At 59.9% G+C, this 21,516-nt stretch carries 23 protein-coding genes and 1 pseudogene; 7 read left to right on the top strand and 17 right to left on the bottom strand.

Translation table 11 applies throughout. From position 1 onward, the window contains the following. Positions 1-59: 59 nt before the first annotated feature. Both V0R59_RS09360 and V0R59_RS09355 read left to right on the top strand, forming a co-directional pair. Positions 60-359 carry a hypothetical protein gene (locus V0R59_RS09360; RefSeq protein ID WP_330076955.1) on the top strand — a complete coding sequence of 100 codons (300 nt, stop codon included), beginning with the start codon at positions 60-62 and terminating at the stop codon, positions 357-359. 95 nt (positions 360-454) lie between these two features. Next, complete coding sequence (locus tag V0R59_RS09355) at positions 455-775, top strand: hypothetical protein (RefSeq protein WP_330076956.1); 321 nt, start codon at positions 455-457, stop codon at positions 773-775. A 33-nt stretch (positions 776-808) separates the two neighbouring features. Here the strand turns inward: V0R59_RS09355 and V0R59_RS09350 are convergent, their stop codons facing one another. Genes V0R59_RS09350 through V0R59_RS09340 form a run of 3 tightly spaced genes read right to left on the bottom strand, consistent with a single transcriptional unit; the run spans position 809 to position 5,185 of the window. Beyond that, positions 809-2,581, bottom strand: a complete 1,773-nt coding sequence (locus V0R59_RS09350) for a P-loop NTPase fold protein (protein WP_330076957.1) — start codon at positions 2,579-2,581, stop codon at positions 809-811. Then, positions 2,581-3,573, bottom strand: a complete 993-nt coding sequence (locus V0R59_RS09345) for a hypothetical protein (protein WP_330076958.1) — start codon at positions 3,571-3,573, stop codon at positions 2,581-2,583. Before V0R59_RS09345 ends, V0R59_RS09350 begins: the two co-directional genes overlap by 1 nt. Next, positions 3,566-5,185, bottom strand: coding sequence for a hypothetical protein (locus tag V0R59_RS09340; RefSeq protein ID WP_330076959.1), 1,620 nt, complete (start codon positions 5,183-5,185; stop codon positions 3,566-3,568). The genes V0R59_RS09345 and V0R59_RS09340 overlap by 8 nt, the downstream gene beginning before the upstream one ends. A 211-nt stretch (positions 5,186-5,396) precedes the next feature. Between V0R59_RS09340 and V0R59_RS09335 the strand changes: the two are divergent. The 3 genes and pseudogenes from V0R59_RS09335 to V0R59_RS09325 all read left to right on the top strand — a co-directional run. Next, a pseudogene (locus V0R59_RS09335) lies at positions 5,397-5,495 on the top strand (pilin assembly protein); the annotation flags it as partial. A 237-nt stretch (positions 5,496-5,732) separates the two neighbouring features. Then, positions 5,733-6,161: a DUF4398 domain-containing protein gene (locus tag V0R59_RS09330; protein WP_330076960.1), complete on the top strand. Its 429-nt coding sequence runs from the start codon at positions 5,733-5,735 to the stop codon at positions 6,159-6,161. A 45-nt stretch (positions 6,162-6,206) separates the two neighbouring features. Continuing rightward, on the top strand, positions 6,207-6,995 hold the full coding sequence (locus V0R59_RS09325) for an OmpA family protein (RefSeq protein WP_330076961.1): 789 nt from the start codon (positions 6,207-6,209) through the stop codon (positions 6,993-6,995). Positions 6,996-6,998: 3 nt separating this feature from the next. Here the strand turns inward: V0R59_RS09325 and V0R59_RS09320 are convergent, their stop codons facing one another. Next, positions 6,999-7,121, bottom strand: a complete 123-nt coding sequence (locus V0R59_RS09320) for a hypothetical protein (RefSeq protein ID WP_330076962.1) — start codon at positions 7,119-7,121, stop codon at positions 6,999-7,001. Between the two features lie 80 nt (positions 7,122-7,201). Here V0R59_RS09320 and V0R59_RS09315 point away from each other — a divergent pair, with 80 nt between their 5' ends. Both V0R59_RS09315 and V0R59_RS09310 read left to right on the top strand, forming a co-directional pair. Beyond that, a complete protein-coding gene (locus tag V0R59_RS09315; RefSeq protein WP_330077008.1) occupies positions 7,202-7,477 on the top strand; it encodes a type II toxin-antitoxin system Phd/YefM family antitoxin in 276 nt (91 codons plus the stop codon). Beyond that, positions 7,440-7,763 carry a type II toxin-antitoxin system RelE family toxin gene (locus tag V0R59_RS09310; RefSeq protein ID WP_330076963.1) on the top strand — a complete coding sequence of 108 codons (324 nt, stop codon included), beginning with the start codon at positions 7,440-7,442 and terminating at the stop codon, positions 7,761-7,763. The genes V0R59_RS09315 and V0R59_RS09310 overlap by 38 nt, the downstream gene beginning before the upstream one ends. Positions 7,764-7,788: 25 nt before the next feature. Here the strand turns inward: V0R59_RS09310 and V0R59_RS09305 are convergent, their stop codons facing one another. The 13 genes from V0R59_RS09305 to V0R59_RS09245 all read right to left on the bottom strand — a co-directional run bounded on the left by V0R59_RS09305 (position 7,789) and on the right by V0R59_RS09245 (position 21,509). Then, entirely contained in the window at positions 7,789-8,115 is a 327-nt protein-coding gene (locus tag V0R59_RS09305) for a hypothetical protein (RefSeq protein WP_330076964.1), read from the bottom strand. After that, the gene (locus V0R59_RS09300) at positions 8,112-9,035 is read right to left on the bottom strand and encodes an alpha/beta hydrolase (RefSeq protein ID WP_330076965.1); all 924 of its coding nucleotides are present in this window, start codon (positions 9,033-9,035) and stop codon (positions 8,112-8,114) included. Before V0R59_RS09300 ends, V0R59_RS09305 begins: the two co-directional genes overlap by 4 nt. Beyond that, positions 9,007-10,284, bottom strand: a complete 1,278-nt coding sequence (locus V0R59_RS09295; protein WP_330076966.1) for a flavohemoglobin expression-modulating QEGLA motif protein — start codon at positions 10,282-10,284, stop codon at positions 9,007-9,009. The genes V0R59_RS09300 and V0R59_RS09295 overlap by 29 nt, the downstream gene beginning before the upstream one ends. Before the next feature lie 19 nt (positions 10,285-10,303). Further along, a complete protein-coding gene (locus V0R59_RS09290) occupies positions 10,304-10,849 on the bottom strand; it encodes a hypothetical protein (protein ID WP_330076967.1) in 546 nt (181 codons plus the stop codon). Positions 10,850-10,876: 27 nt separating this feature from the next. Next, entirely contained in the window at positions 10,877-11,581 is a 705-nt protein-coding gene (locus tag V0R59_RS09285) for a TetR/AcrR family transcriptional regulator (RefSeq protein ID WP_330076968.1), read from the bottom strand. A gap of 237 nt (positions 11,582-11,818) precedes the next feature. Next, positions 11,819-13,321: a lysine--tRNA ligase gene (gene lysS, locus V0R59_RS09280; RefSeq protein ID WP_330076969.1), complete on the bottom strand. Its 1,503-nt coding sequence runs from the start codon at positions 13,319-13,321 to the stop codon at positions 11,819-11,821. Positions 13,322-13,413: 92 nt separating this feature from the next. Further along, positions 13,414-14,509 (bottom strand): peptide chain release factor 2 gene (prfB, locus tag V0R59_RS09275; protein ID WP_330076970.1). Its coding sequence is split into 2 segments (ribosomal slippage): positions 13,414-14,436 and positions 14,438-14,509, totalling 1,095 coding nucleotides; the frame shifts between segments, so codons are not numbered across the junction. A 209-nt stretch (positions 14,510-14,718) separates the two neighbouring features. Then, entirely contained in the window at positions 14,719-15,723 is a 1,005-nt protein-coding gene (locus tag V0R59_RS09270; protein WP_330076971.1) for a PleD family two-component system response regulator, read from the bottom strand. Positions 15,724-15,774: 51 nt separating this feature from the next. Continuing rightward, positions 15,775-16,788, bottom strand: a complete 1,014-nt coding sequence (gene cheB, locus V0R59_RS09265; protein ID WP_330076972.1) for a chemotaxis response regulator protein-glutamate methylesterase — start codon at positions 16,786-16,788, stop codon at positions 15,775-15,777. Beyond that, complete coding sequence (locus tag V0R59_RS09260) at positions 16,785-19,070, bottom strand: hybrid sensor histidine kinase/response regulator (protein WP_330076973.1); 2,286 nt, start codon at positions 19,068-19,070, stop codon at positions 16,785-16,787. The genes cheB and V0R59_RS09260 overlap by 4 nt, the downstream gene beginning before the upstream one ends. Continuing rightward, positions 19,067-19,726, bottom strand: coding sequence for a chemotaxis protein CheW (locus V0R59_RS09255; RefSeq protein WP_330076974.1), 660 nt, complete (start codon positions 19,724-19,726; stop codon positions 19,067-19,069). Before V0R59_RS09255 ends, V0R59_RS09260 begins: the two co-directional genes overlap by 4 nt. Beyond that, positions 19,723-20,985 carry a CheR family methyltransferase gene (locus tag V0R59_RS09250; RefSeq protein ID WP_330076975.1) on the bottom strand — a complete coding sequence of 421 codons (1,263 nt, stop codon included), beginning with the start codon at positions 20,983-20,985 and terminating at the stop codon, positions 19,723-19,725. The genes V0R59_RS09255 and V0R59_RS09250 overlap by 4 nt, the downstream gene beginning before the upstream one ends. Continuing rightward, positions 20,982-21,509, bottom strand: coding sequence for a chemotaxis protein CheW (locus V0R59_RS09245; RefSeq protein WP_330076976.1), 528 nt, complete (start codon positions 21,507-21,509; stop codon positions 20,982-20,984). Before V0R59_RS09245 ends, V0R59_RS09250 begins: the two co-directional genes overlap by 4 nt. Between the last annotated feature and the right edge of the window lie 7 nt (positions 21,510-21,516).

Below are 21,516 nucleotides of genomic sequence, written 5' to 3'. Positions count from 1 at the left end.
ACGGGCGCGGACGAACTGGCTACGCTTTAACCAGTCCCAATGGATTTACGGAGGACATCATGAAGATTCGCGAACTTGCACAGTCCTGGGAACAGAACGCCAAAGGCCGCCTGAGCCCCACCGGTCACACCCTGCACCTTGACGTCGAAGCGACGGCGCGCCTGGCTGCGCTGGCCGAGATGTACCCCAAGCGCAGCCCTGAAGAACTGCTCGGCGAACTGCTCGGCGCAGCCCTGGAAGAACTGGAGGCCAGCTTCCCCTACATCCAGGGACAGCAGGTGATCGCTACCGACGAGGAAGGCGATCCGCTGTATGAGGAAAGCGAGCACACGATAGGAAAAATACGAAAACCGGCTTAGGCCACGTACCCCTTGGGTTTGCTGGGGCCAGCCCGAACCGTAAGCCGCTATGTCGATCTGACTTTGGAATCACTGCATATATAGAGAGGTAGACCATGGACACCTTCAAAAAAATGCTCGACCGGTGGGAAAGCAAATCCCAAGAAGCTGCTGATCGAGTGGAGTACACCCTGACTCTCAGAAAGCACGATCTTGTCAAAATTAAGGCTTTCGCAGAGGCGTATGGACTCGATGAGGCCACCATCACTGAAGGCCTTTTGCAATCCGCTGTACAGGAAGCAGAGCAAGCTATTCCCTACGAGAAAGGCTCTCAAGTCATCAGAATCGAAGAAGGTGAAGAGGTTTATGCAGATGCTGGTAAGACACCTGCATACGTCGAAGCTGAGAAAGCAATTTCAAAGGCCCTCCGGGAATAGGGTCTGAAAGACTGAATCTAGCCTAGCTTGGAGCTATTCAGGTTGATTCTGTTCAAGACGCGACTCTTCCTCTACCTGAGCGTAAAGTTTTTCGTATTCTTTAAACTTACTCATCCGAACCCGATTCAACGGTGTCAGCTCTGAAAGCTTCAGCAACGCACCATAAGTTTTCATAAAAATACCTCTAAAATCGTCCGTAATATCCTTGTCATGCGAACGAACCTCACCACACTTCAGTAAAGCTCTAGCATGCCGTGTGAAGTCCTTACCTTCCAAACCACCAAAATACTCATAAAATTCATTATCCCCTTTTTGGGCTATCCCTCTTCTAAGATCCCCATCTGGGAAGCCCGCCCCCTTTACGACTGCGAGAACGAGATCAGACAAGTCCCCCTTCACTGCTAAGCTAGAAAAATATTCATCAAGCCTCATTACCAGATAAGAATTACGCGGCCAAGGATAAACTTCATCTTTTTCCCGAACCCCAGATACAGGAAGGGTATTAGAACAGTAATTATCAATCACTGAGTTAATCACCCCCTCTCGACCCACATCATAATAAATAGACGCAATCGAATCTAGATCATTTAACGTGAAATATTGCAAGGCCTTAGAAATCGCCTGTTCAAATGCACTAAAAACCTCCTCTTCATTATTACCGAAAGACGAATGAAACAAATCCCATGCTCGCCCAAGAAGAGCAATATCCGCATCATGTTTTATCTTTTTTTCTAAAGCATCGACAAGGACCCCTAATGCTTCTTCATCTGCATAACCTTTCTTTATCAGATTAATTATTGCAACATCAAACTCATCACACCTTCCAAAGCCGTATTCATCAAGATAACTACTTTTTTCCTTCTCAATTCGCTTGCTTTCTAGTTCATCTGCTGATGCATTAGGATCATCTGGCATATATGAAAACAAACTACCTTGATAAGTCAAGATAAAATCAACATCAACCTTACTCTTGTCCCCTCCATACACAGCAAGCACTGCTAGAGGCAATGTATTATGAGCCTGCTGAATTACTCTAGAATGAGAATTTTTCAAAGCACCATCGAGCACGTCTGCAAATAGGGCAATTTTTTTCAACAACCGTATATTATTTATATTTAATTTTATCGCATTCTCAGCTATCTCTTTACGATCCTCCCCTGCACAGTCGAAAACAAGTTTAACCGACTCTTGCACGGAAGGACTAAATGCTACTTCGTAATCAAAAACTTTTTCGCTGAAGATGAAGAATTCATCGTCTTTATCTAGCGACCCCTCATTGAGGACTAGAATAACTGAGCAGTCTTTAGACTCGATCAGATTTGAAACCAAACCTAAAACGTCTCTCGCTGATAGCGATTTACCTCGACGTTCAAAATCGTCGATACAGATGATGGTATCTGATACCAAAGAATACTGAATTGAATCAATTACACCACCAAAACTTCCCACAAATGGAATTTTAGCTTCCTTCCCAAAGCTAAATATTTTTCTCAGCCCGCCTAGTGCATCGCTAAAATCTAACTTCTTTAAATTTTCGATGACAGAATCTTTACTGGTGACAGTATTCGCCTTAGCAGATGGCACCGTATTCTCAAAAATCGAACGCTTCAAGTCGGCCAGTGAGTTAATACCGAACAATGACACATATGAGTAATTACCACGACCAAAATTTGAGCTATATTTCTTGATTATGGAGTTCCAAAGATAAGTCTTACCAGTCCCCCACTCCCCTTTCAAGACAATTGCAGAACCCGTTTTCCTAACGGCGAAATCATGTAATGCTTTTTCAACTTGGATAACAGACATCAATCAACCCCTTGAGCTTTATCATCATCCCTTATGAAAGCTGGATATTGCCGAGGATGTTGGATAAGAATATATTTTACAAATTTCTGCTTCAAAGCTTCATCTAAGGCACTTTGAAAATCAGCTATAGAGTGAAGAGGTGACTCATCAACCAGCAGAGACCGCCAATGAATGTTTGTGTCAGCATCAGCCATCTTCAGTAGTTTTTCCATGGCTCTATGTGCCATATTCCCTGTGTCTGGACGAACGACGAAACTTTGACTGATGTACTCCTCATCTACTTCTGTATTTTCTTCAATCTCGCAAGTGTTCAGAATCGAAAGGGTTTTGGGCGAAAATCTGTATTGTTTTTCACCATTGAAATCACGAAGATAAACGTCTTCAATTTTTGCTTTCCAAGTCTCTACGCTTTCATCACTGCCATGTATTTCGTCTTTTTTAAATTTTAGATAAAGACCTACACCCTCCCCTAGCTGATAATTCATGTCACCCGCTAGGAGACTCATCAAGCTATTAGATATAGCAGTAAATAAGTCGATTCGATAATTTTTGTTAAATCGCTCGAACAACGAAATGTCAAACAACATCCAAAGGCCGTGATACTTCCACGCAAACAAGACAGGCAGCCCAAGCATTTCACCATACTTGAGCAATTTTTCCCTGTCTTTCGCTCTGAGAGTGAGGATTTTTTCTTGCTTAGTTTTGACTTCAACGAGAACCCTATACTGGTTATTTGCAGTGTTGAAAACTGCCAGTAAATCGGGAACCTGATAGGTTTCTCGGGAAGATTTCGGAATTTGCTGCTGATCCAGTTTATGGACCAGCGAGCACTTCCCGAGCCAGCTACAGATGACGGCGAATTCATCCTCGGCTGGTAGCCCTAGGTCGAGACGTTTCACACGTTGGATGACTTCCTCTGGATTCTCCCGCCCACACTGTTCAAGTGCTTCATGAAGGACGCGACTTCGATCCATCAGCGTAACCTCATCCATGTGCAAAATTCTCATCATCGCAAAGCAGGGGAATTTCATCGGGAGTAATTGAAATTATCGATTCACTAGAATGATTTGCTAATCCGATGCACCATAGACTCCCCCTATCATCTTGACGGATGCTGGAGAAAAAAACCATGTCAAAACATGAAACCGTTTTAGTCATCGTTGGCATTCTAATTAAGTTGCCAAAGAAATCTATTATGGGAGCTTTCTGAATTTTGACTTCTGACTCTTCTTCTGAGCAGAACACCTTAATACTCTCACGCTGTGCATCAGCTATACGAGCAGTGAATATCTTTTCGCCATAATCAAGCTTCCGTACAACCTCACCTTTGTACAGATTGCCGTATAGCTCAACAAATCTTTCATCTTGCCTTGTCAACTCCAAGCGTTTCAAAACCACCTGTTGCGAGAGCTTTGACGCTATCGTTCGGGAAAACTCAGCTATCTCCACAATTTCTTTCAATCGGGAAAATAATGATGAATAGTCTGTTTCAGCTCCCTCCCAAAGCCGCAAAGGCTTTCCGTTCAAGACAATCTCGATTACCACACTTAAATCTGGATACTTCAATAAGAAATCATAGGCCCGCTTAATACGATAATAATGACTCAAGTTATCAAGCGACTGCCCCAACCATCCAGCAACATCAAACGTAAAGCTTGCATCTATCGTGGACTCACTACGAATGAAGTAGCGATATGTGAAAAAACCACCTAACGCAGAGCCTTCGATATCGAATTGCTTGGAGCCTCTTCCCATCAGAGACTCAGTAGAGGCAAACTCGAACTCCTGCCCATCACCTTTAAAATAGATGGTCGTCTCAAGTCGTCTTTTAAGGGGGGTCAGTGTCAACGTCCCCCCATCACTCACTTCACTAAGATGCTCAAAAAGCTTAGACCCGACAAATTTAAAATTTTTGGTGGGTATGTGGATGGAGTCGCCCACTTCTGTCATGTGTTGCCATGCCAAATCAGCGGCTTCAACTGCATCATCATTGAAAACCATCTGAATTTCTGGAGCGGGACTTACTATGGGAATCAACTGATGCACCACCGCATCACTCGTAGCAGTAACCTCCACTCTAAAATTTGGATCAAGACTATTTATGGAATCCTCATAACCTTCAACAACGGCTGAAACGTCAAACCTAGCTGGACTACCAGCTTTACAAATCAAAAATGTAGTAGCTTCGATAATACCAGCACGAATTTTGTTTTCAGCCTCAAACGGTGCCATCGGAATTACGCCAACCAAAGACGAAACGTAGGCTTGATGAGCGGCCTTCATTTCTCTTAAACGATCAGCCGTATGGAAGGTTTCTTCGTTATCGATCAGCTTGGAGCACGAATAACACATCCAAATGCCGTTATCGAGGTGTTTTCTTTCGGCTTTGGTTTGGTTTGGGTCATACCGTTTAGCCCCCGGTCCAGAGGCAGCGGCACAAATATGTGCAGCGACTCCAATGCTGTTTTTCCTGTCACCAGCATGAGTTGAGCCGACCGTGAAGACACGGCAACGCGAACACAGGTTTGCAGCTCTTATCAGTAGCTCGATTTTGGTGGTTTCAGAAAAGTCATCACGGGTGCCAACGCTCGGCCCTTCTCCCACGACCTCTGCCTCCTTGCTCTTCCTTGGTGCCATCGCTCATAGCTCGCCATCATTCAGGGGAATCCTATACAGGCGTTTTAACATCGAACGCTCAGGCACACCACGAAACGGTGCTGAGCTTGCCACCCTGATGAGACCACTGCCCTCCACAGACTTGGTCTAAGCTGGGCTGTGCTGGCTTACCTCGACCGCAAAATTTTCCTTTGTAGCCCCGCTTTCCGAGGATGTCGGCCCTACCCCGCGTTTTCTCGCCCTTTCCCGTCGCCACCTGCAGGCCCTGAGCCAGGCTGCGGACGGCTCGAAGCACTGAGTCCAAGGGGGTCGCAAGCCGGCCCCCTACCCTCGTTTCACAACAAAAGTTCCCGCCTTTCTCCACTGACCATTCAGTCAGAAAAAGTCGCCATCAAGCGGCACTTTTTCTGAACTTTTGCGAAAACGCCTGACTCCGAGCCATTAGCCACTACGGCAAAATCACCTCCCGGGCCCTGATCCGGTGAGGCGTGTCGATGGACTGTTACGGACCTCGTCGTTCATCAGGAGTGATCCAATGGAGTTGACCACCATGAAGACCCGCATCGAGAAATCCCCGTTCCAACTGCGCGGGATCAAACTCGCCGCCCTGGCCCTGGGCAGCAGCCTGGTTCTGGCCGGTTGCGCTGGCAAGCCGCCTACCGAGCAGTACGCCGTGACCCAGTCGGCGGTGAACTCGGCCGTCAGCGCCGGCGGCACCGAATATGCCGCCGTGGAAATGAAAGCCGCGCAGGACAAGTTCAAGCAGGCCGAAATCGCCATGCACGACAAGAAGTACGACGAAGCGAAGCTCCTCGCCGAACAGGCTGAGTGGGATGCCCGCGTCGCCGAACGCAAGGCCCAGGCCATGAAAGCCCAGAAAGCCCTGCAGGATGCCCGCCAGGGTGTCGAGGACGTGCGCGAGGAAGGCATGCGCGCCGCCGACCCGATGCAGCCGCAGCCGTAAGCGCCGCCGCCCCGAGCATTCGTAATCGATCAAAGGATGAACATTATGCGTAATCACGTGATGATCCCCGCCCTCCTGGCCATGAGCATGGGCCTGGTGGCCTGCGCCACGCAGCCGAACCCGAACCTGGAGTCGGCCCGGACCAACTTCTCCGCGCTGCAAAGCGACCCGCAGTCGAGCAAGGTCGCGGCCCTCGAGACCAAGGACGCCCAGGACTGGCTGAACAAGGCCGACAAGGCCTACATGGACAAGGAAGACGCGAAGAAGGTCGACCAACTGGCCTACCTGACCAACCAGCGCGTCGAGGTGGCCAAGCAGACCATCGCCCTGCGCACGGCCGAAGCCAACCTGAAGAACGCCGCCGCCCAGCGCGCCCAGGCCCGCCTCGACGCCCGCGACGCGCAGATCAAGAAGCTGCAGGAAAGCCTCAACGCCAAGCAGACCGACCGCGGCACCCTGGTGACCTTCGGTGACGTGCTGTTCGACTTCAACAAGGCCGAGCTCAAGGGCAGCGCCTACCCGAACATCACCAAGCTGGCGCAGTTCCTCCAGGAAAACCCTGACCGCAAGGTGATCGTCGAGGGCTACACCGACAGCGTCGGCAGCGCCAATTACAACCAGAGCCTGTCCGAACGTCGCGCCAACTCGGTGCGCATGGCGCTGGTGCGTGCCGGCGTCGACCCGGCCCGTATCGTCGCCCAGGGCTATGGCAAGGAATATCCGGTGGCGGACAACACCAGCAACTCGGGCCGCGCGCAGAACCGTCGGGTGGAAGTGACCATTTCCAACGACAACCAGCCGGTGGCGCCTCGCAGCATGAGCAGCGTGCAATAACGTTCAGGCTGTGACGAAAAATCCCGCCAGTTGGCGGGATTTTTTTTGAGAAACCTCAAGAAAGGCCGCTTTAAAAGCACCTTTAAAGACACCTTTCAAAGAGCTAACATCTCCATCCTGTTTCATCGGCTTTGATCCGGATGGAGACTACCGATCATAAGGCCTTCCCCTGACAGCAGAACTCGACAGGAAGTGTTGCCATGGCAATGACATTTGCGGTGCTGGCCGATATAGCCGCATCGGTCACCGACCTCAAGAAAGATCCAATGGGCACCTTGCGCGAAGGCAAAGGCGAAACCGTGGTCATCCTCAACAGGAACGCACCTGCTTTCTACGCGGTCCCACCGGACCGCTACGAAGCGATGATGGACCTGATCGATGATGCCCAACTGGCGGAGCTGGTACGCCAGCGGCGTGGCGAGCCCACCGTCAGGGTAGACATCGATGAGCTCATCGCAGATGCCGAAGGAAGCGGCAAATGAATACGTACTGGAATTCAATCTGAGAGCGAGGAAGGAGTTCGACAGGCTGGATGCGGCGATCCGCCTGCAACTGGCCAAAAAGCTGAAATCCAGGCTTGCAGGGCCGCGGGTTGAATCCGACAAGCTTTCAGGGATGCCAGACTGCTACAAGATCAAGCTGCGCAGCTCTGGCCACCGGCTGGTGTACCAGGTCATCGACAGGCACTTGGTGGTACTGGTGATTGCGGTGGGCAAACGGGAGAAGAACCAGGTTTATGAAACGGCCATCTCCCGGGTTACCCACTGAGATTGACGGAAAACTCAACACAAGGTCATTTGACCTCCTGCGGCGTCTCCTGCCCCATACAGCGCACCGCCTGCTTCTTGTTGTCCACCAGCACGCCGGTCAGTCCTTTCTGCTGCATGTCGAACAGCACCAGCACGCCATCGATGCACTGGGCCATCTGCGGCGCGGGGTTGATGGAGAGCTTGTAGTCCTCGCCCGGGACAGTCTTGAGCATGGTGAATTCCGAGAGCAGCAGCGCATCCTCCGGTTTGGCGAAATGCAGATAGCCGTAGTACCACAGGGCGCAGACCGTGCCGACGATGCTGCAGACTCCGGTGATGATCAGGGGAATGGCGTTGCGTTCTTCACTCATTGCGACTTCTCGTCAGGGTAATTGGGAACTTCGGCCAGCCGGCGCAGGCCGTTGAAATGCTTGGGATCTTCGAGGAAACGCAGCATGACCTGGCGCCAGGTCGGGTCGCCGAAGGTCTGCACGTGCCCACCCCGTACCAGTTGCAGCACCCGCGGCGGTGGCGCGGCCTGGTACAGGCGGATGCCGTTGTCCATGGGCACCAGGGCATCGTCGATGCTATGGAAGATCAGTTTCGGCGTGGTCCTGAGCTGCGCGATCGAGCGGATCGCGCTGTCGCCATCCGGCACCAGCCACGACAGCGGCACCTGCAATGGCCAGGTCAGCCATGACGTGCTCAAGGCAAAGCGGCCAACGTCGCGGTAACTCGCCGGCACGCCATCGAACACCATTGCCTTGAAGCGCGCCTGCTGCTCGGGATGCTGCGCCAGGTAATGGATCGCCATCGCGCCACCCAGGCTCTGTCCCAGCAGTACCTGGGGCTTGCCGCGCACCGCCGGTGCCCGGTCCAGCCAGTCGAACGCGGCGCCGATGTCCTGGTAGACCTCCGGCAGCGTCGGCTTGCCCTGGGACAGCCCGTAGCCACGGTAATCGATCATCAGCACCTGGTAACCCTGCTCCGGCAGCCAGTAGCTGGCACCGAGGTGCCAGGCCAGGTTGCCGCCGTTGCCGTGCAGGTGCAGCACGGTGCCCTTCACCTCGACGCCCTCCTTGGCCGGCAACCACCAGCCATGCAGGCGGGTGCCGTCGGCGGCGGTCAGGGTCACGTCGCGCCAGGCGATGCTGGCTTTTTCAGGCGTGAATGGCTGCCCGGGCTCGGGATAGAACAACAGCGAACTGCACCCGGACAGGCCCAGCAGCACCAGGCACAGGACCAGGGTCCCGCGCCAGCGCTCAGAGAATGTTCGAGTAGTCGGCTTCAATCCGGTCCAGGCTCAGATGGTTGAGGAAGTTGGAGAAACACATCCACGCCGACAGGGCGTTGAGGTCGCGGAACTGCTCCGGCAGGTACTTGGGCGGCTCCACCAGCCCCTCGTCCACCAGCTGGCGCAGGGTGCGCATGTCTTCCAGGGTGGTCTTGCCGCAGAACAGCAACGGGATCTGTTCGAGCTTGCCCTTTCTCACGGCCAACTGAATGTAGTTGTAAACCATGATGAAGCCCTTGAGGTAGGACAAGTCTTTGGTGAACGGCATGCCATTGGGCACCGAGCCGCGGAACACGCGGCTGGCGTTGGAGTAGCTTTCCGGCATCTCGAAGCCCTGGGCGCGGAAGAACTCGTAGACCTGCAGGAAATCGGCGCCCTCCTCGACCATATGGATGGCGCGGGTGCGGTTGGTCAGCTTGCGCAGGCGGCTCGGGTAGGAGGCAAAGGCGATTACCTCCATGAGGATCGCCAGGCCTTCCTGGGTCACCGTCGACGAGGGCGGGCCCTTGGCCAGGAAGGTGCAGATCGGCTGGTTGAGGCCGTTGAGGGTGGTGCCGACGTGGACCAGCCCCTCGTGGACCTCCAGGGCGCGCACGTCGCGACCGTTGAACATGGCGTCGGCGCGAATCTTGATGTAGTCGGCGCCCGCAGCGGCATCGGCGACGATACCGTCGGACTCGAACACACGGATGGTGCCCTCGGCCTCGCCGAACGTCTTGTTCAGGCGCTGCTGGAGGATTTCCACGGCCTGCTTGGCGTTGAGGTTCTTCGGCTCGTCCTTGAGGTCGCCGCGGCCGTCGATGTTGTTCAGGTAGTCGGAGAGCATCAGGCCAAGGTCGGCCAGGGTCGGGTCGCCGGCGTGGAAGGCGTCGGACGCCGCGCCGTACAGCTCCTGGGAAATCAGGCCGAAGTCCTCGGTGCCGCGCGCTTCGAGCATGCGCACCACCATGCGGTATTCCTTGCACATGCGCCGCATGATCTGTCCGACCGGGTTGAACTGGCCCAACTGGCGGGTGATGTCACGCTCGATGTTCTGGAACTCCAGCTTCAACGCCGCCGAGTCGAAGGACAACGGCCGGTTCAGGTAATAGGCGCGGTCCACCGCCGGCGGCTCCTTGCCCTTGGCCTTGAGGAAACCCTGGCGGATGCTGTCGTCCCACTTCACCGCGTCGAGCACGCGAATCGGCGTCTGTGCCTGGACAATGCGGTCGGACAGGGTCCGGATCGTCTGCTGGTACTCGTCCACGCTCACTCCTTGTTCCTCATCATTTGCCAGCCCGCTGGAACCGCGCCACTTCGACGAACAGGTCGGAGTTGGCCGGATCATCCAGGTATGCCAGCACACGCTCGGCTGGGCTGTCGATCAACACCCCGTCGCCGTTCTCGTCGGGCACCGAGAGGGTGCGTCCGCTCAGTTCTTTCTTGTCCAGGGCCTGGGTCACCTGCTCGACGTCGAGGTTGTAGACCACCAGTTCCTTGTTATCGATCACTTCGAAGCCGCCGATGAGGAAATTGCCGCCGAGTTTCTTCGGCACGCCGGCGGACAGGTACCAGCGGTTGCCATGGCGCGACACCGTGAAGGCATATTCCTCGCGGGGCTTGCCCTTGGCCGTGGCCACCGCCTTGTAGGCGTTGCCGCCGGAACGGCTGATCTGCAAGGTGAGGGGCTCGCCCCAGGCGTCCTTGCTCGACCAGGTGCCGAGCAGGGCCTTGGGCGCCGCCTGGTTGCTCGGGATCGGTTCGTTGAAGGTCACCAGGCAGCCGTTCAACAGCAGGAAAGACAGGGCCAGGAGCACACGCCAGGGGTTCATCGAAATCTCCTTGAAGGCGCCCGCGACTTACTCCGCCGCCAGCACCAGATGCAGGTAACGGACAAGAATAGCGAGCATCTGCCCTTCAGCCTGCGGTTTTGCGGCATCGAGCAGGCCCTGATACTCCATCTGCTCGATGATTGCCGTCAATACAATGGCGTCTTGTTGTGGCTGGCGCGAGCCCACGACCTGCAGCAACTGGCAGGTACCGCGCAGGAGAATCTGCTCGTGGGCCTTCACCAACTCGGCAAGGCGTGGGCACAGCAGGGCTTCCTGGCGGAAGGCCTGTTCGGCCATGAGGAAGTCGCGGCGGTTGTGCAACTGACGCTGGACGTACTCGGCGGTCATCTTCGCCACCTCGTCGGCCAGCCGTGCGCGGGAGGCCGGGCTGCCATCGCCCTGGGCCAGCAACTGGCGCAGGACCACCTCGGTGTTCTCCCACAGCTTGGCCATGTAGGCAGCGCTGCGTTCGACGTACTGGGCGAAGGTGTCGCTGAGCAGGTCCTGGATGTCGTTGAAATAGTAAGTGGTGGCCGACAGCGGCACGCCCGCCTCCGCCGCGACGGCACGATGGCGCACGCCACGCACGCCATCGCGGACGACGATGCGCATGGCGGCGTCGAGGATCTGCTGGCGGCGCTGCTCGCTGCCCTGGCGGCTGGCCTTGCGGCCCTGGTACTGGACGCTTTCGGCGACCGCGGTGGCGACGCCGGCGGCGCCTTGTTGAGCCATTGCGGGAGTCACTGGGGTTACCTCATATCAAAGAATCACAGACAACACATAGCTGATTGATTCAGCAGGACCCTGTGGGAGCGGGTTCACCGGAACGCCGGACCGCCGCGATTACGGTGGCGAATTCACCGACGTCATCGCGGGTGAACCCGCTCCCACAGGGCCCCGTTCCAACTGCAGACCGCGTTTTTCTCGGGCATGAAAAAGCCGCCTCGAAAGGCGGCTTGTTCAGATCGATCAGGCCTGCGGACGCATGTGCGGGAACAGGATCACGTCGCGGATCGACGGCGAGTTGGTCAGCAGCATCACCAGGCGGTCGATACCGATGCCTTCACCGGCGGTCGGCGGCATGCCGTATTCCAGGGCGCGAACGAAGTCGGCGTCGAAGTGCATGGCTTCGTCGTCACCGGCATCCTTCTCGGCCACCTGGGCGAGGAAGCGCTCGGCCTGGTCTTCGGCGTCGTTGAGCTCGGAGTAGGCGTTGGCGATCTCGCGACCACCGATGAACAGCTCGAAGCGGTCGGTGACGTTCGGGTTGGCATCGTTGCGACGGGCCAGCGGCGAGACTTCGAACGGGTACTCGGTGATGAAGTGCGGCTGCTCCAGCTTGCTCTCCACCAGCTCTTCGAAAATCATCACCTGCAGCTTGCCCAGGCCTTCGTGACCCAGCACCTTGGCACCGGCTTTCCTGGCGATGTCACGGGCCTTGTCGACGTCAAGCAGGTCGGCTTCGGTCAGTTCCGGGTTGTACTTGAGGATCGAGTCGAACACCGACAGGCGCACGAACGGCTCGCCGAAGTGGAACACCTTGTCGCCGTACGGCACGTCGGTGCTGCCCAGGACCAGCTGCGCCAGCTCGCGGAACAGTTCCTCGGTGAGGTCCATGTTGTCGGTGTAGTCGGCGTAGGCCTGGTAGAACTCGAGCATGGTGAACTCGGGGTTGTGCCGGGTCGAAACGCCTTCGTTACGGAAGTTGCGGTTGATCTCGAAGACCTTCTCGAAGCCACCGACCACCAGGCGCTTGAGGTACAGCTCCGGTGCGATACGCAGGAACATCGGCATGTCCAGGGCGTTGTGGTGGGTTTCGAACGGCTTGGCCGCGGCGCCGCCAGGAATGGTCTGCAGCATCGGCGTTTCGACTTCGAGGAAGTCGCGCTTGGCCAGGAAGCTGCGGATGTGCGAGATGACCAGGGAACGCACGCGGAAGGTTTCGCGGGTTTCCTCGTTGACGATCAGGTCGACGTAGCGCTGGCGATAGCGCTGCTCGGTGTCGGTCAGGCCGTGGTGCTTGTCCGGCAGCGGGCGCAGCGACTTGGTCAGCAGGCGCACGCTGGTCATTTCCACGTACAGGTCGCCCTTGCCGGAACGGGCCAGGGTGCCTTCGGCAGCGATGATATCGCCGAGGTCCCAGGTCTTCACCGCAGCCAGGGTTTCTTCCGGCAGGGTCTTGCGGTTGACGTAGACCTGGATGCGCCCTGTCATGTCCTGGATGACCATGAACGAACCGCGGTTGAGCATGATGCGACCGGCAACCTTGACCGGGATCGCGGCTGCTTCCAGCTCTTCCTTGGTCTTGTCGACATACTGTTTCTGCAGGTCGTTGCAGTAGCTGTCGCGGCGGAAGTCGTTGGGGAAGGCCTGGCCCTTGGCGCGCTCGGCGGCAAGTTTTTCCTTGCGCAGGGCGATCAGGGCGTTTTCTTCCTGTTGCAGGTCTTGCGATTCGGTCTTGAGGTCGCTCATGTCGTCATTCTTTCCATCAGGTATTCGTTGCCCTTTCCGGGCAGGGCACGCAATCCCGGCGCATGGCCGGGATCACGGCAGTGTTGTGCGGCTTACAGCCCCTGCTTGAGGCTCGCTTCCAGGTACTGGTCGAGGTCGCCGTCCAGGACCTTCTGGCAGTCGCTGCGCTCGACGCCAGTCCGCAGGTCCTTGATGCGCGAGTCGTCCAGCACGTAGGAACGGATCTGGTGGCCCCAGCCGATGTCCGACTTGCTGTCTTCCAGCGCCTGGGACGCGGCATTGCGCTTCTGCATCTCCAGCTCATACAACTTGGCCCGCAGCATTTTCATGGCGGTGTCCTTGTTGGCGTGCTGGGAACGTTCGTTCTGGCAGGCAACCACGGTGTTGGTCGGCACGTGGGTGATACGTACCGCCGAGTCGGTGGTGTTGACGTGCTGGCCACCCGCACCCGAGGAGCGGTAGGTATCGATGCGCAGGTCGGACGGGTTGATCTCGATCTCGACCTTGTCGTCGATCTCCGGCGAGACGAACACCGCCGAGAACGAGGTATGACGACGGGCGCCGGAGTCGAACGGGCTCTTGCGCACCAGGCGGTGCACGCCGATCTCGGTGCGCAGCCAGCCGAAGGCGTACTCGCCCTTGATGTGCACGGTGGCGCCCTTGATACCGGCGACCTCGCCTTCGGACAGCTCGATGATGGTGGCGTCGAAACCGCGCTTGTCGGCCCAGCGCAGGTACATGCGCAGCAGGATGTTGGCCCAGTCCTGCGCCTCGGTGCCGCCGGAGCCGGCCTGGATGTCCAGGTAGGCGTTGTTCATGTCCATCTCGCCGCTGAACATGCGACGGAACTCAAGCTTGGCCAGTTGTTCTTCGAGGTTCTGCAACTCGGTCACGACGTCTTCGACGGCGCCCTCGTCGTTCTCCTCGACGGCCATGTCGAGCAGGTCCTTGCAGTCGGCCAGGCCGCCGGAGAGCTTGTCCAGGGTCTCGACGACCTGCGCCAGCATGGCGCGCTCGCGGCCCAGGGCCTGGGCATATTCCGGCTTGTTCCAGACGTTCGGGTCTTCGAGCTCGCGGTTGACTTCGATCAGGCGGTCATGCTTGTGATCGTAGTCAAAGATACCCCCGAATGGACTCGGAACGCTCGGTGAGGTCCTTGATGGTATTCAGAATCGGGTTGATTTCCATGGGCGGGCAGCTCTCGTGCGTAATTCGGTGAAAAGCCGGGGAGTATAACGCAGGCGGGGGGAGCAGCTACAAGGGTCAAGCTACCAGTGGCAGGTATTTGGGGATTGGTTCGGCGAGTACCTGTGGGAGCGGGTTCACCCGCGATGACGGTAGTGAATCCACTATCGCAATCGCGGGTAAACCCGCTCCCACAGGGTTCGAGGCTATCCTCAGGCCACACCGACCCGGTTGCGACCGTTGTTCTTGGCCTGGTAAAGCGCATCGTCCGCCGCCGAGATCAACTGCCGGCAATGGCTGCCGATGGCCGGGACATGGGTGGCCAGGCCGATGCTCACGGTCAGCCAGGAATCCTCGGTCGGCCTGGTGTGGGCAATGCGCGCCGCCTCGACGGTCTGGCGCAGCTTTTCCGCCACCAGCCGCGCGCCGCCCGGCGAGGTGTTCGGCAGGACCAGGGAGAACTCCTCGCCACCATAGCGCGCCGGCAGGTCGCTGGGCCGCGCGCAGCAGGCGCGGATCGCTTCGGCGACCTGGCGCAGGGCCTCGTCGCCGGCCAGGTGGCCAAAGGTGTCGTTGAACGCCTTGAAGTAGTCGACGTCGATCATCAGCAGCGACAGCTGCGACTGCTCGCGCATGGCCCGGCGCCATTCCAGCTCCAGGTATTCGTCGAAGTGCCGGCGGTTGGACAGCCCGGTCAGGCCGTCGGAGTTCATCAGTCGCTGCAGCACCAGGTTGGTGTCGAGCAACTGCTGCTGGCTGACCCGCAGGGCACGGTAGGCTTCGTCGCGCTGCAGCAGGGTCAGGTAGGAGCGGGAGTGATAGCGGATGCGCGCCACCAGCTCGATGTTGTCCGGCAGCTTGACCAGGTAGTCGTTGGCCCCGGCGGCGAACGCCGCGCTCTTCACCAGCGGGTCTTCCTTGGTCGACAGGACGATGATCGGGATGTCCTGGGTCGCCGGATTGGCGCGGTACTCGCGGACCAGGGTCAGGCCGTCGAGGCCCGGCATGATCAGGTCCTGGAGGATCACCGTCGGCTTGATGCGCATGGCCTGGGCCACCGCCTCGTGCGGGTCGGCACAGAAGTGGAAGTCGATGTTCTCTTCCTGGGCCAGGCCCCGGCGCACGGCTTCGCCGATCATCGCCTGGTCGTCGACCAGCAGGACCATCGCCGAATTCTCGTCAGCGGTTAAAAAGCCGTCGATCGGTAGATCATTCATCCGTTGTCACCTGGGCACTGCCGGCACGCCGGCGTGACGCAATACATATCGTCATTTCGGGAAAATTTCCATTAGTCGTGGGGCGATCCGTTCCAGCGGACGCACTTCCACGGCCGCGTCGATGGCGACGGCCGCCTTGGGCATGCCGTACACCGCACTGCTCTGCTGGTCCTGGGCGATGGTCAGGAAACCCTGCTCGCGCATGAGCTTGAGCCCCTGCGCGCCATCCCGGCCCATGCCGGTGAGCAGCACGCCCACTGCATCGCCGCGCCAGAACCGCGCCACGCTCTCGAAGAACACATCGATCGAGGGGCGGTAGATCTCGTTCACCGGCTCCGCCGTATACGCCAGGGTGCAGTCCTTGAGCAGGCGGATATGGTGGTTGGTGCCGGCCAGCAGGACCCGGCCGGGTTGCGGCGGCTCGCCCTCGCGGGCCAGGCGCACGTCCTGTCCCGACGTGCTGGCGAGCCATTCGGCCATGCCCGCAGCGAACACCTGGTCGACGTGCTGGACCAGCACGATGGACGCCGGGAACGCCTTGGGCAGCCCCTTGAGCAGGACTTCCAGGGCCGCCGGCCCGCCTGCGGACGAGCCGATGGCGACCAGGCCCTGGCGCTGCGCGGCCTGGCGCAGCGGCGTGGAGACCGGACGCACGCTGCTCGCACGTTGCTGCCCGATCAACCAGGAAATATTGAGGATCTTGCGCAACAGCGGCGCCGCCGCCTCCTTCGGATCGCCACCGCCGAGCACGGGCGTGTCGACCACATCGAGCGCGCCGTGGCCCATGGCCTCGAACACCCGGTGCACGTTCTGCCGGCGATCCACGGTGACGATGACGATGGCGCAAGGCGATTCGGCCATGATCCGCTTCGTCGCCTCGACCCCGTCCATCTGCGGCATGATCAGGTCCATCAGCAGCAGGTCGGGGGTCTGCTCGGCGCAGCGCTGCACCGCCTCCAGGCCATTGCTGGCGACCCAGATCACCTCGTGCGCCGGCTCGAAGGCCACCGCCCGGCGCAGGGCCTCCACGGCCAGGGGCATGTCGTTGACGATGGCGATCTTCATCCCTGCGCTCCTCCGATCAACTCGACCACGGCATCCAGCAAGGCATCGTCATGGAAGCTGGCCTTGGCCAGATAATAGTCGGCACCGGCGTCCAGGCCGCGCCGACGATCTTCCTCGCGGTCCTTGTACGACACCACCATCACCGGCAACGATTGCAGGCGACTGTCGCGGCGCAGCAGGGTGACCAGCTCGATGCCGTCCATGCGCGGCATGTCGATATCGGTGATCAGCAGGTCGAAATCCTCGCTGCGCAGGGCGTTCCAGCCGTCCATGCCATCCACCGCCACGGCCACTTCGTAGCCGCGGTTGCTCAACAGCTTGCGTTGCAGTTCGCGCACGGTCAGCGAGTCGTCCACCACCAGCACGCGCTTGCGCGCCACCTCGCGGGCGGCGCCACGGCGCTCGATGCGCTCCAGGCGCCCGGTGCTGAGGAGCTTTTCCACCGAGCGCAGCAGGTCCTCGACGTCGACGATCAGTACCACCGAACCATCGTCCAGCAGAGCGCCGGCAGAAATGTCCTGGATCTTGCCCAGGCGCGCGTCCAGCGGCATCACCACCAGTACCCGCTCGCCGATCAGGCGGTCCACGGCCACGCCATAGAGGGTGTCGCGCTCGCGGATCACCACCACCTTGATGCGCTGGTCGCCGTTCTGGCTGACCGGGCGGTTGAGCAACTGGCTGGCCGAGACCAGGCCGATATGCCGGCCGTCATGCCAGAACTGCTGGCGCCCCTCGATCTGCACGATGGCTTCGGGCGGCAGTTCCAGGGTGCGTTCGATATGGGCCAGGGGGAAGGCGTAGGCCTCGCCGCTGACTTCCACCACCAGGCTGCGCACCACCGACAGGGTCAGCGGCACTTCCAGGTGGAAACGGCTGCCCTCGCCGCCGCCCTGGGTCATCTCGATCTGTCCGCGCAACTGGCGGACCATGTGCTGCACCGCATCCAGGCCGACGCCGCGGCCGGACACCTCGGTAACCTTGTCGCGCAGGCTGAAGCCGGGCAGGAACAGGAAGGTGAGCAATTCCGCCTCGCTCATCTGCGCCACGGTCTCGGCGGGCGACAGGTGCCGCTCGACGATGCTGCGGCGCAGGCGGTCGAGGTCGACACCGCCGCCGTCATCGCTCAATTCGAGAATCAGCAGCCCCGCCTGGTGCGAGGCACGCAGGCGGATGGTGCCTTCGCTGGGCTTGCCCGCCAGCAGGCGCTGCTCGGGCATTTCGATGCCATGGTCGACGGCGTTGCGCAGCAGGTGGGTCAGCGGTGCTTCGAGCTTTTCCAGGACGTCGCGATCGACCTGGGTCTTCTCGCCTTCGATCTCCAGGCGCACCTGCTTGCCCAGCGAACGGCCGAGGTCGCGCACCATGCGGCTCTGCCCGGTGAGCACGTCGGCGAAGGGGCGCATGCGGCAGGCCAGGGCCGTATCGTAGAGCAACTGGGCGCGCTGCCCGGCCTGCCAGCCGAGCTCGTCGAAATCCACCACCTGCTGCAACAGCATCTGCTGCGCCTCGCCCAGCAGTTGCTGGGTCAGGGCCAGGGCCTGGCTGACCTCCTCGCCCTGCTCGCCCGCCTCGATCTGCGCCTTGAGCCCGTCGAGGGCGCGCAGGCTTTGCCCCTGCACGCGCTTGAGGCGTTGCAAGGTAGCGAGGAACGGCTTGAAGCGCTGGGTCTCCACCAACGCCTTGCTGGACAGGTCGAGCAGGCTGTTGAGGCGCTCGGCGGTGACCCGCAGGACCCGGTCGCTACCTTCAGTGCTCTTGCCCTTGCGCGCCGGGCGCGGTTCCGGCTCGGGTTCGGGTTCGGGCTCGACTTCCGCCTCGACCACCAGAGGTTCAGGCTCGGCCAATACCGGTGGCAGGCTCGGCGCCACCACAGGGGCCGGCGCGGGTGCCGCGCCAGGCTGCAGAAGGCTGGCCATCTGCACCAGGAAGCCCTGCACCGCAGCCTCGGTGGAAACATCCCCCGGCGTGGCAATGCGCATCAGCAGGTCAGTGCCCTGCAGCAGGGCGTCGATATGTTCGGGACGCAGGCGCAGGCGGCCTTCCTGGGCTTCCACCAGGCAATCTTCCATGACATGGGCAACGCTGACCCCGGCATCGATGCCGACGATCCGCGCCGCGCCCTTGAGCGAGTGCGCGGCACGCATGCAGGCTTCCAGCTGATCGGCCTGGGTCGGATTGCGCTCCAGCGCCAGCAACCCGGCGCTGAGCACCTGGGTCTGGGCTTCGGCCTCCAGGCTGAACAGTTCCAGCAACGAGGCGTCGCGCATTTGCTCTGGGGTCATGAAAGGCTCCGGTCAACGGCGGACAACACCTGCTCTTCATCCAGGATTCGCACGCTTCGCCCGCGCCACTGCAGGACCTGGCGGGTGAAGCGGTTTTCATGGCCGGTCTCGCCGTGCAGGCGCTGGTCGAGGGCGTGGATGCCATCGACCTCGTCCACCGGCAGCACCACCGCGCCGCCCTTGGCAGCGAGGATCAACATGCGCGGCATGACCCGCGCCGAGGTTGCCACAGCCTGGGTCAGTTCCAGCCCGAGCAGGTCGCTGAGGGACAGGCAGGGCACCAGCGCACCGCGCACGTTGGCCACGCCCTGCAGCACCCGCGAACGCTGATGAGGCAGCGAATGCACCGGCTGCTGCGGCGCGACCTCGGCCAGGCTGCGGGTGGCCAGGGCCAGCCATTCCTCGCCGAGACGGAACAGCAGCAGCGACGGCCCGTGCTTCACCTCTTCCTCGATGGTGTCCCGGACATGGGCATCCTGGGCCAGGGCGTAGCGATCGAGCAGGCGCGTGGCGGCGGCGGCGTAGACGGGACAGTTGCGGCAATGCACATGCTCGGCGAGCAACGGGCAGCTCTTGTCGCCGTGCACGCCGATACGGTTCCAGCAATCGTCGATCTGCTCGACATCGCCGGTCAGCACATTCATTTCATCGATCATCGATCAGCCTCCCGCTCGCGACGCGCAGCGCGCTCCTGCAGGCGCCGGGCGCCCACGGTGTCGCCCTGGGAGGCCAGCAGCGCGGCCAGATGCGCCAGCGCCTCGGGGTGTTGCGGTTCCAGGTACAGCGCCTTGCGGTACTGGCTGATGGCATCGGCGCTGTCGCCAGCGGTGTCGCTGAGCAGGCCCAGCCAGTAGAACACCTGTGCCGAGGGCTCGAACTGCGTCAGGTAGCGCTGGCAGGCGGCACGCGCCTCGCTGCTGTTGCCGCCGTTGGCCAGCACGGCAATCTGCGCCAGCAGCTCGCCGGCCTGCTCGCCGCGTACCGGGATCGGGGCACGGGATGGCGGTGGCGCAATCGGCGTGATCGTGCGGCGTGGCGCCGGGGCGGCCGGCACGACGGCCGGACGTGGCGCCGGTGCGACCGGCGCCACCGTCTTGGGTGGCGCAGGGCGGGCTTCCCGCACCTGGCGCACATAGGCGAATGACTGGGCGATGCCCAGCGGGCGCATGCCCATCCGCGCCAGCAGGCTGCCCTCGGCCGGGCCGATGAACAGCACGCCATCGGCGTGGGTCAGGTTCTTCAGGACTTCGAACACCCGCTGCTGGGTCGGCAGGTCGAAATAGATCAGCAGGTTGCGGCAGAACACGAAATCGTAGCTGCCTTCCCGCGCCAGCAGCGCCGGATCAAGGACATTGCCCACCGCGAAGTGCACCTGCTTGCGCACTCGCTCGTGGAGATGGTGACCGTCCTCGTCCTCGCTGAAATGCCGCTCGCGGAAGGCCTGGTCGGTGCCACGGAAGGAGTTGCGCCCGTACACCGCACGCTCGGCGCGGCTGATGGAATTGGGGCTGATGTCCATGGCGTCGACGCGGAAGGCGTGCGGCAGCAAGCCGGCGTCGAGCAGGGCCATGGCGATGGAATGGGGTTCCTCGCCAGTGGAGCACGGCAGGCTGAGGATGCGCAGTGCACGCGCACCGCCCAGCTCGACCTGGCGCTTGCGCGCCAGCTCCGCCAGCGCGCTGAAGGATTCGGGATAACGGAAGAACCAGGTTTCCGGAACGATCACCGCTTCGATCAGCGCCTGTTGCTCGCTGTGCGACTGCTGCAGGCGCAGCCAGTAATCGTCGAGGTCCGCCGCCTCCAGCGCCGCGCAGCGCTGGCGCAACGCACGCTCGACCATCGGCTCGCCGACCGAAGCGACGTCCAGGCCGATACGTTCCTGGAGAAAGCGGAAGAAGCGCCGCTCGATGCTCATGCCAGCACCTCCAGGGCGCTGCCGTCATCGGGGAAGAGCAGGCTGCGGACCTGGTCGTCGAGCAGGTCCTGCACGCCGATCCACTGCAGCAGCCCCTGGGCATCCTCGCGCACCGGGCCGAGATAGGGCGCATCGCGGTTGTCGAGGCCGTAGGGGCGGAACTCCGCAGGATCGCAACGCAGGGTGTCGCTGGCCTGTTCAAGGATCAGCCCGAGCAGCAGGTCCGGGCGCAGCGGGTCGGCGCGGTAATGCACCAGCACCAGGCGCGTGCTGGTGCGGCGTGGCGCCGGCGTGCCGAAGCTGAGGGCGCTGACATCCACCACCGGCACCAGCGCACCACGATGGGCGAGCACCCCGGCGACCCAGGCCGGGGTACAGGCGATCGGCTTGAGCGGCAGGTACGGCAGCACTTCGACCACGTCCCGGGTATCCAGCGCGAAGCGTTCGCCGCCCACGCGAAACACCAGGAACAGACGTCCCTGGCGAGCCGCGTCCTGCTGGCGGCGAGGCGTGAATTCGTTCATTGCCACG

It is taken from the genome of Pseudomonas ulcerans, from assembly GCF_036324125.1.
Classification (GTDB): domain Bacteria; phylum Pseudomonadota; class Gammaproteobacteria; order Pseudomonadales; family Pseudomonadaceae; genus Aquipseudomonas; species Aquipseudomonas ulcerans.
Note: the sequence above shows the minus strand (reverse complement) of the source record. Positions and strands in the feature narration are given on the sequence as shown.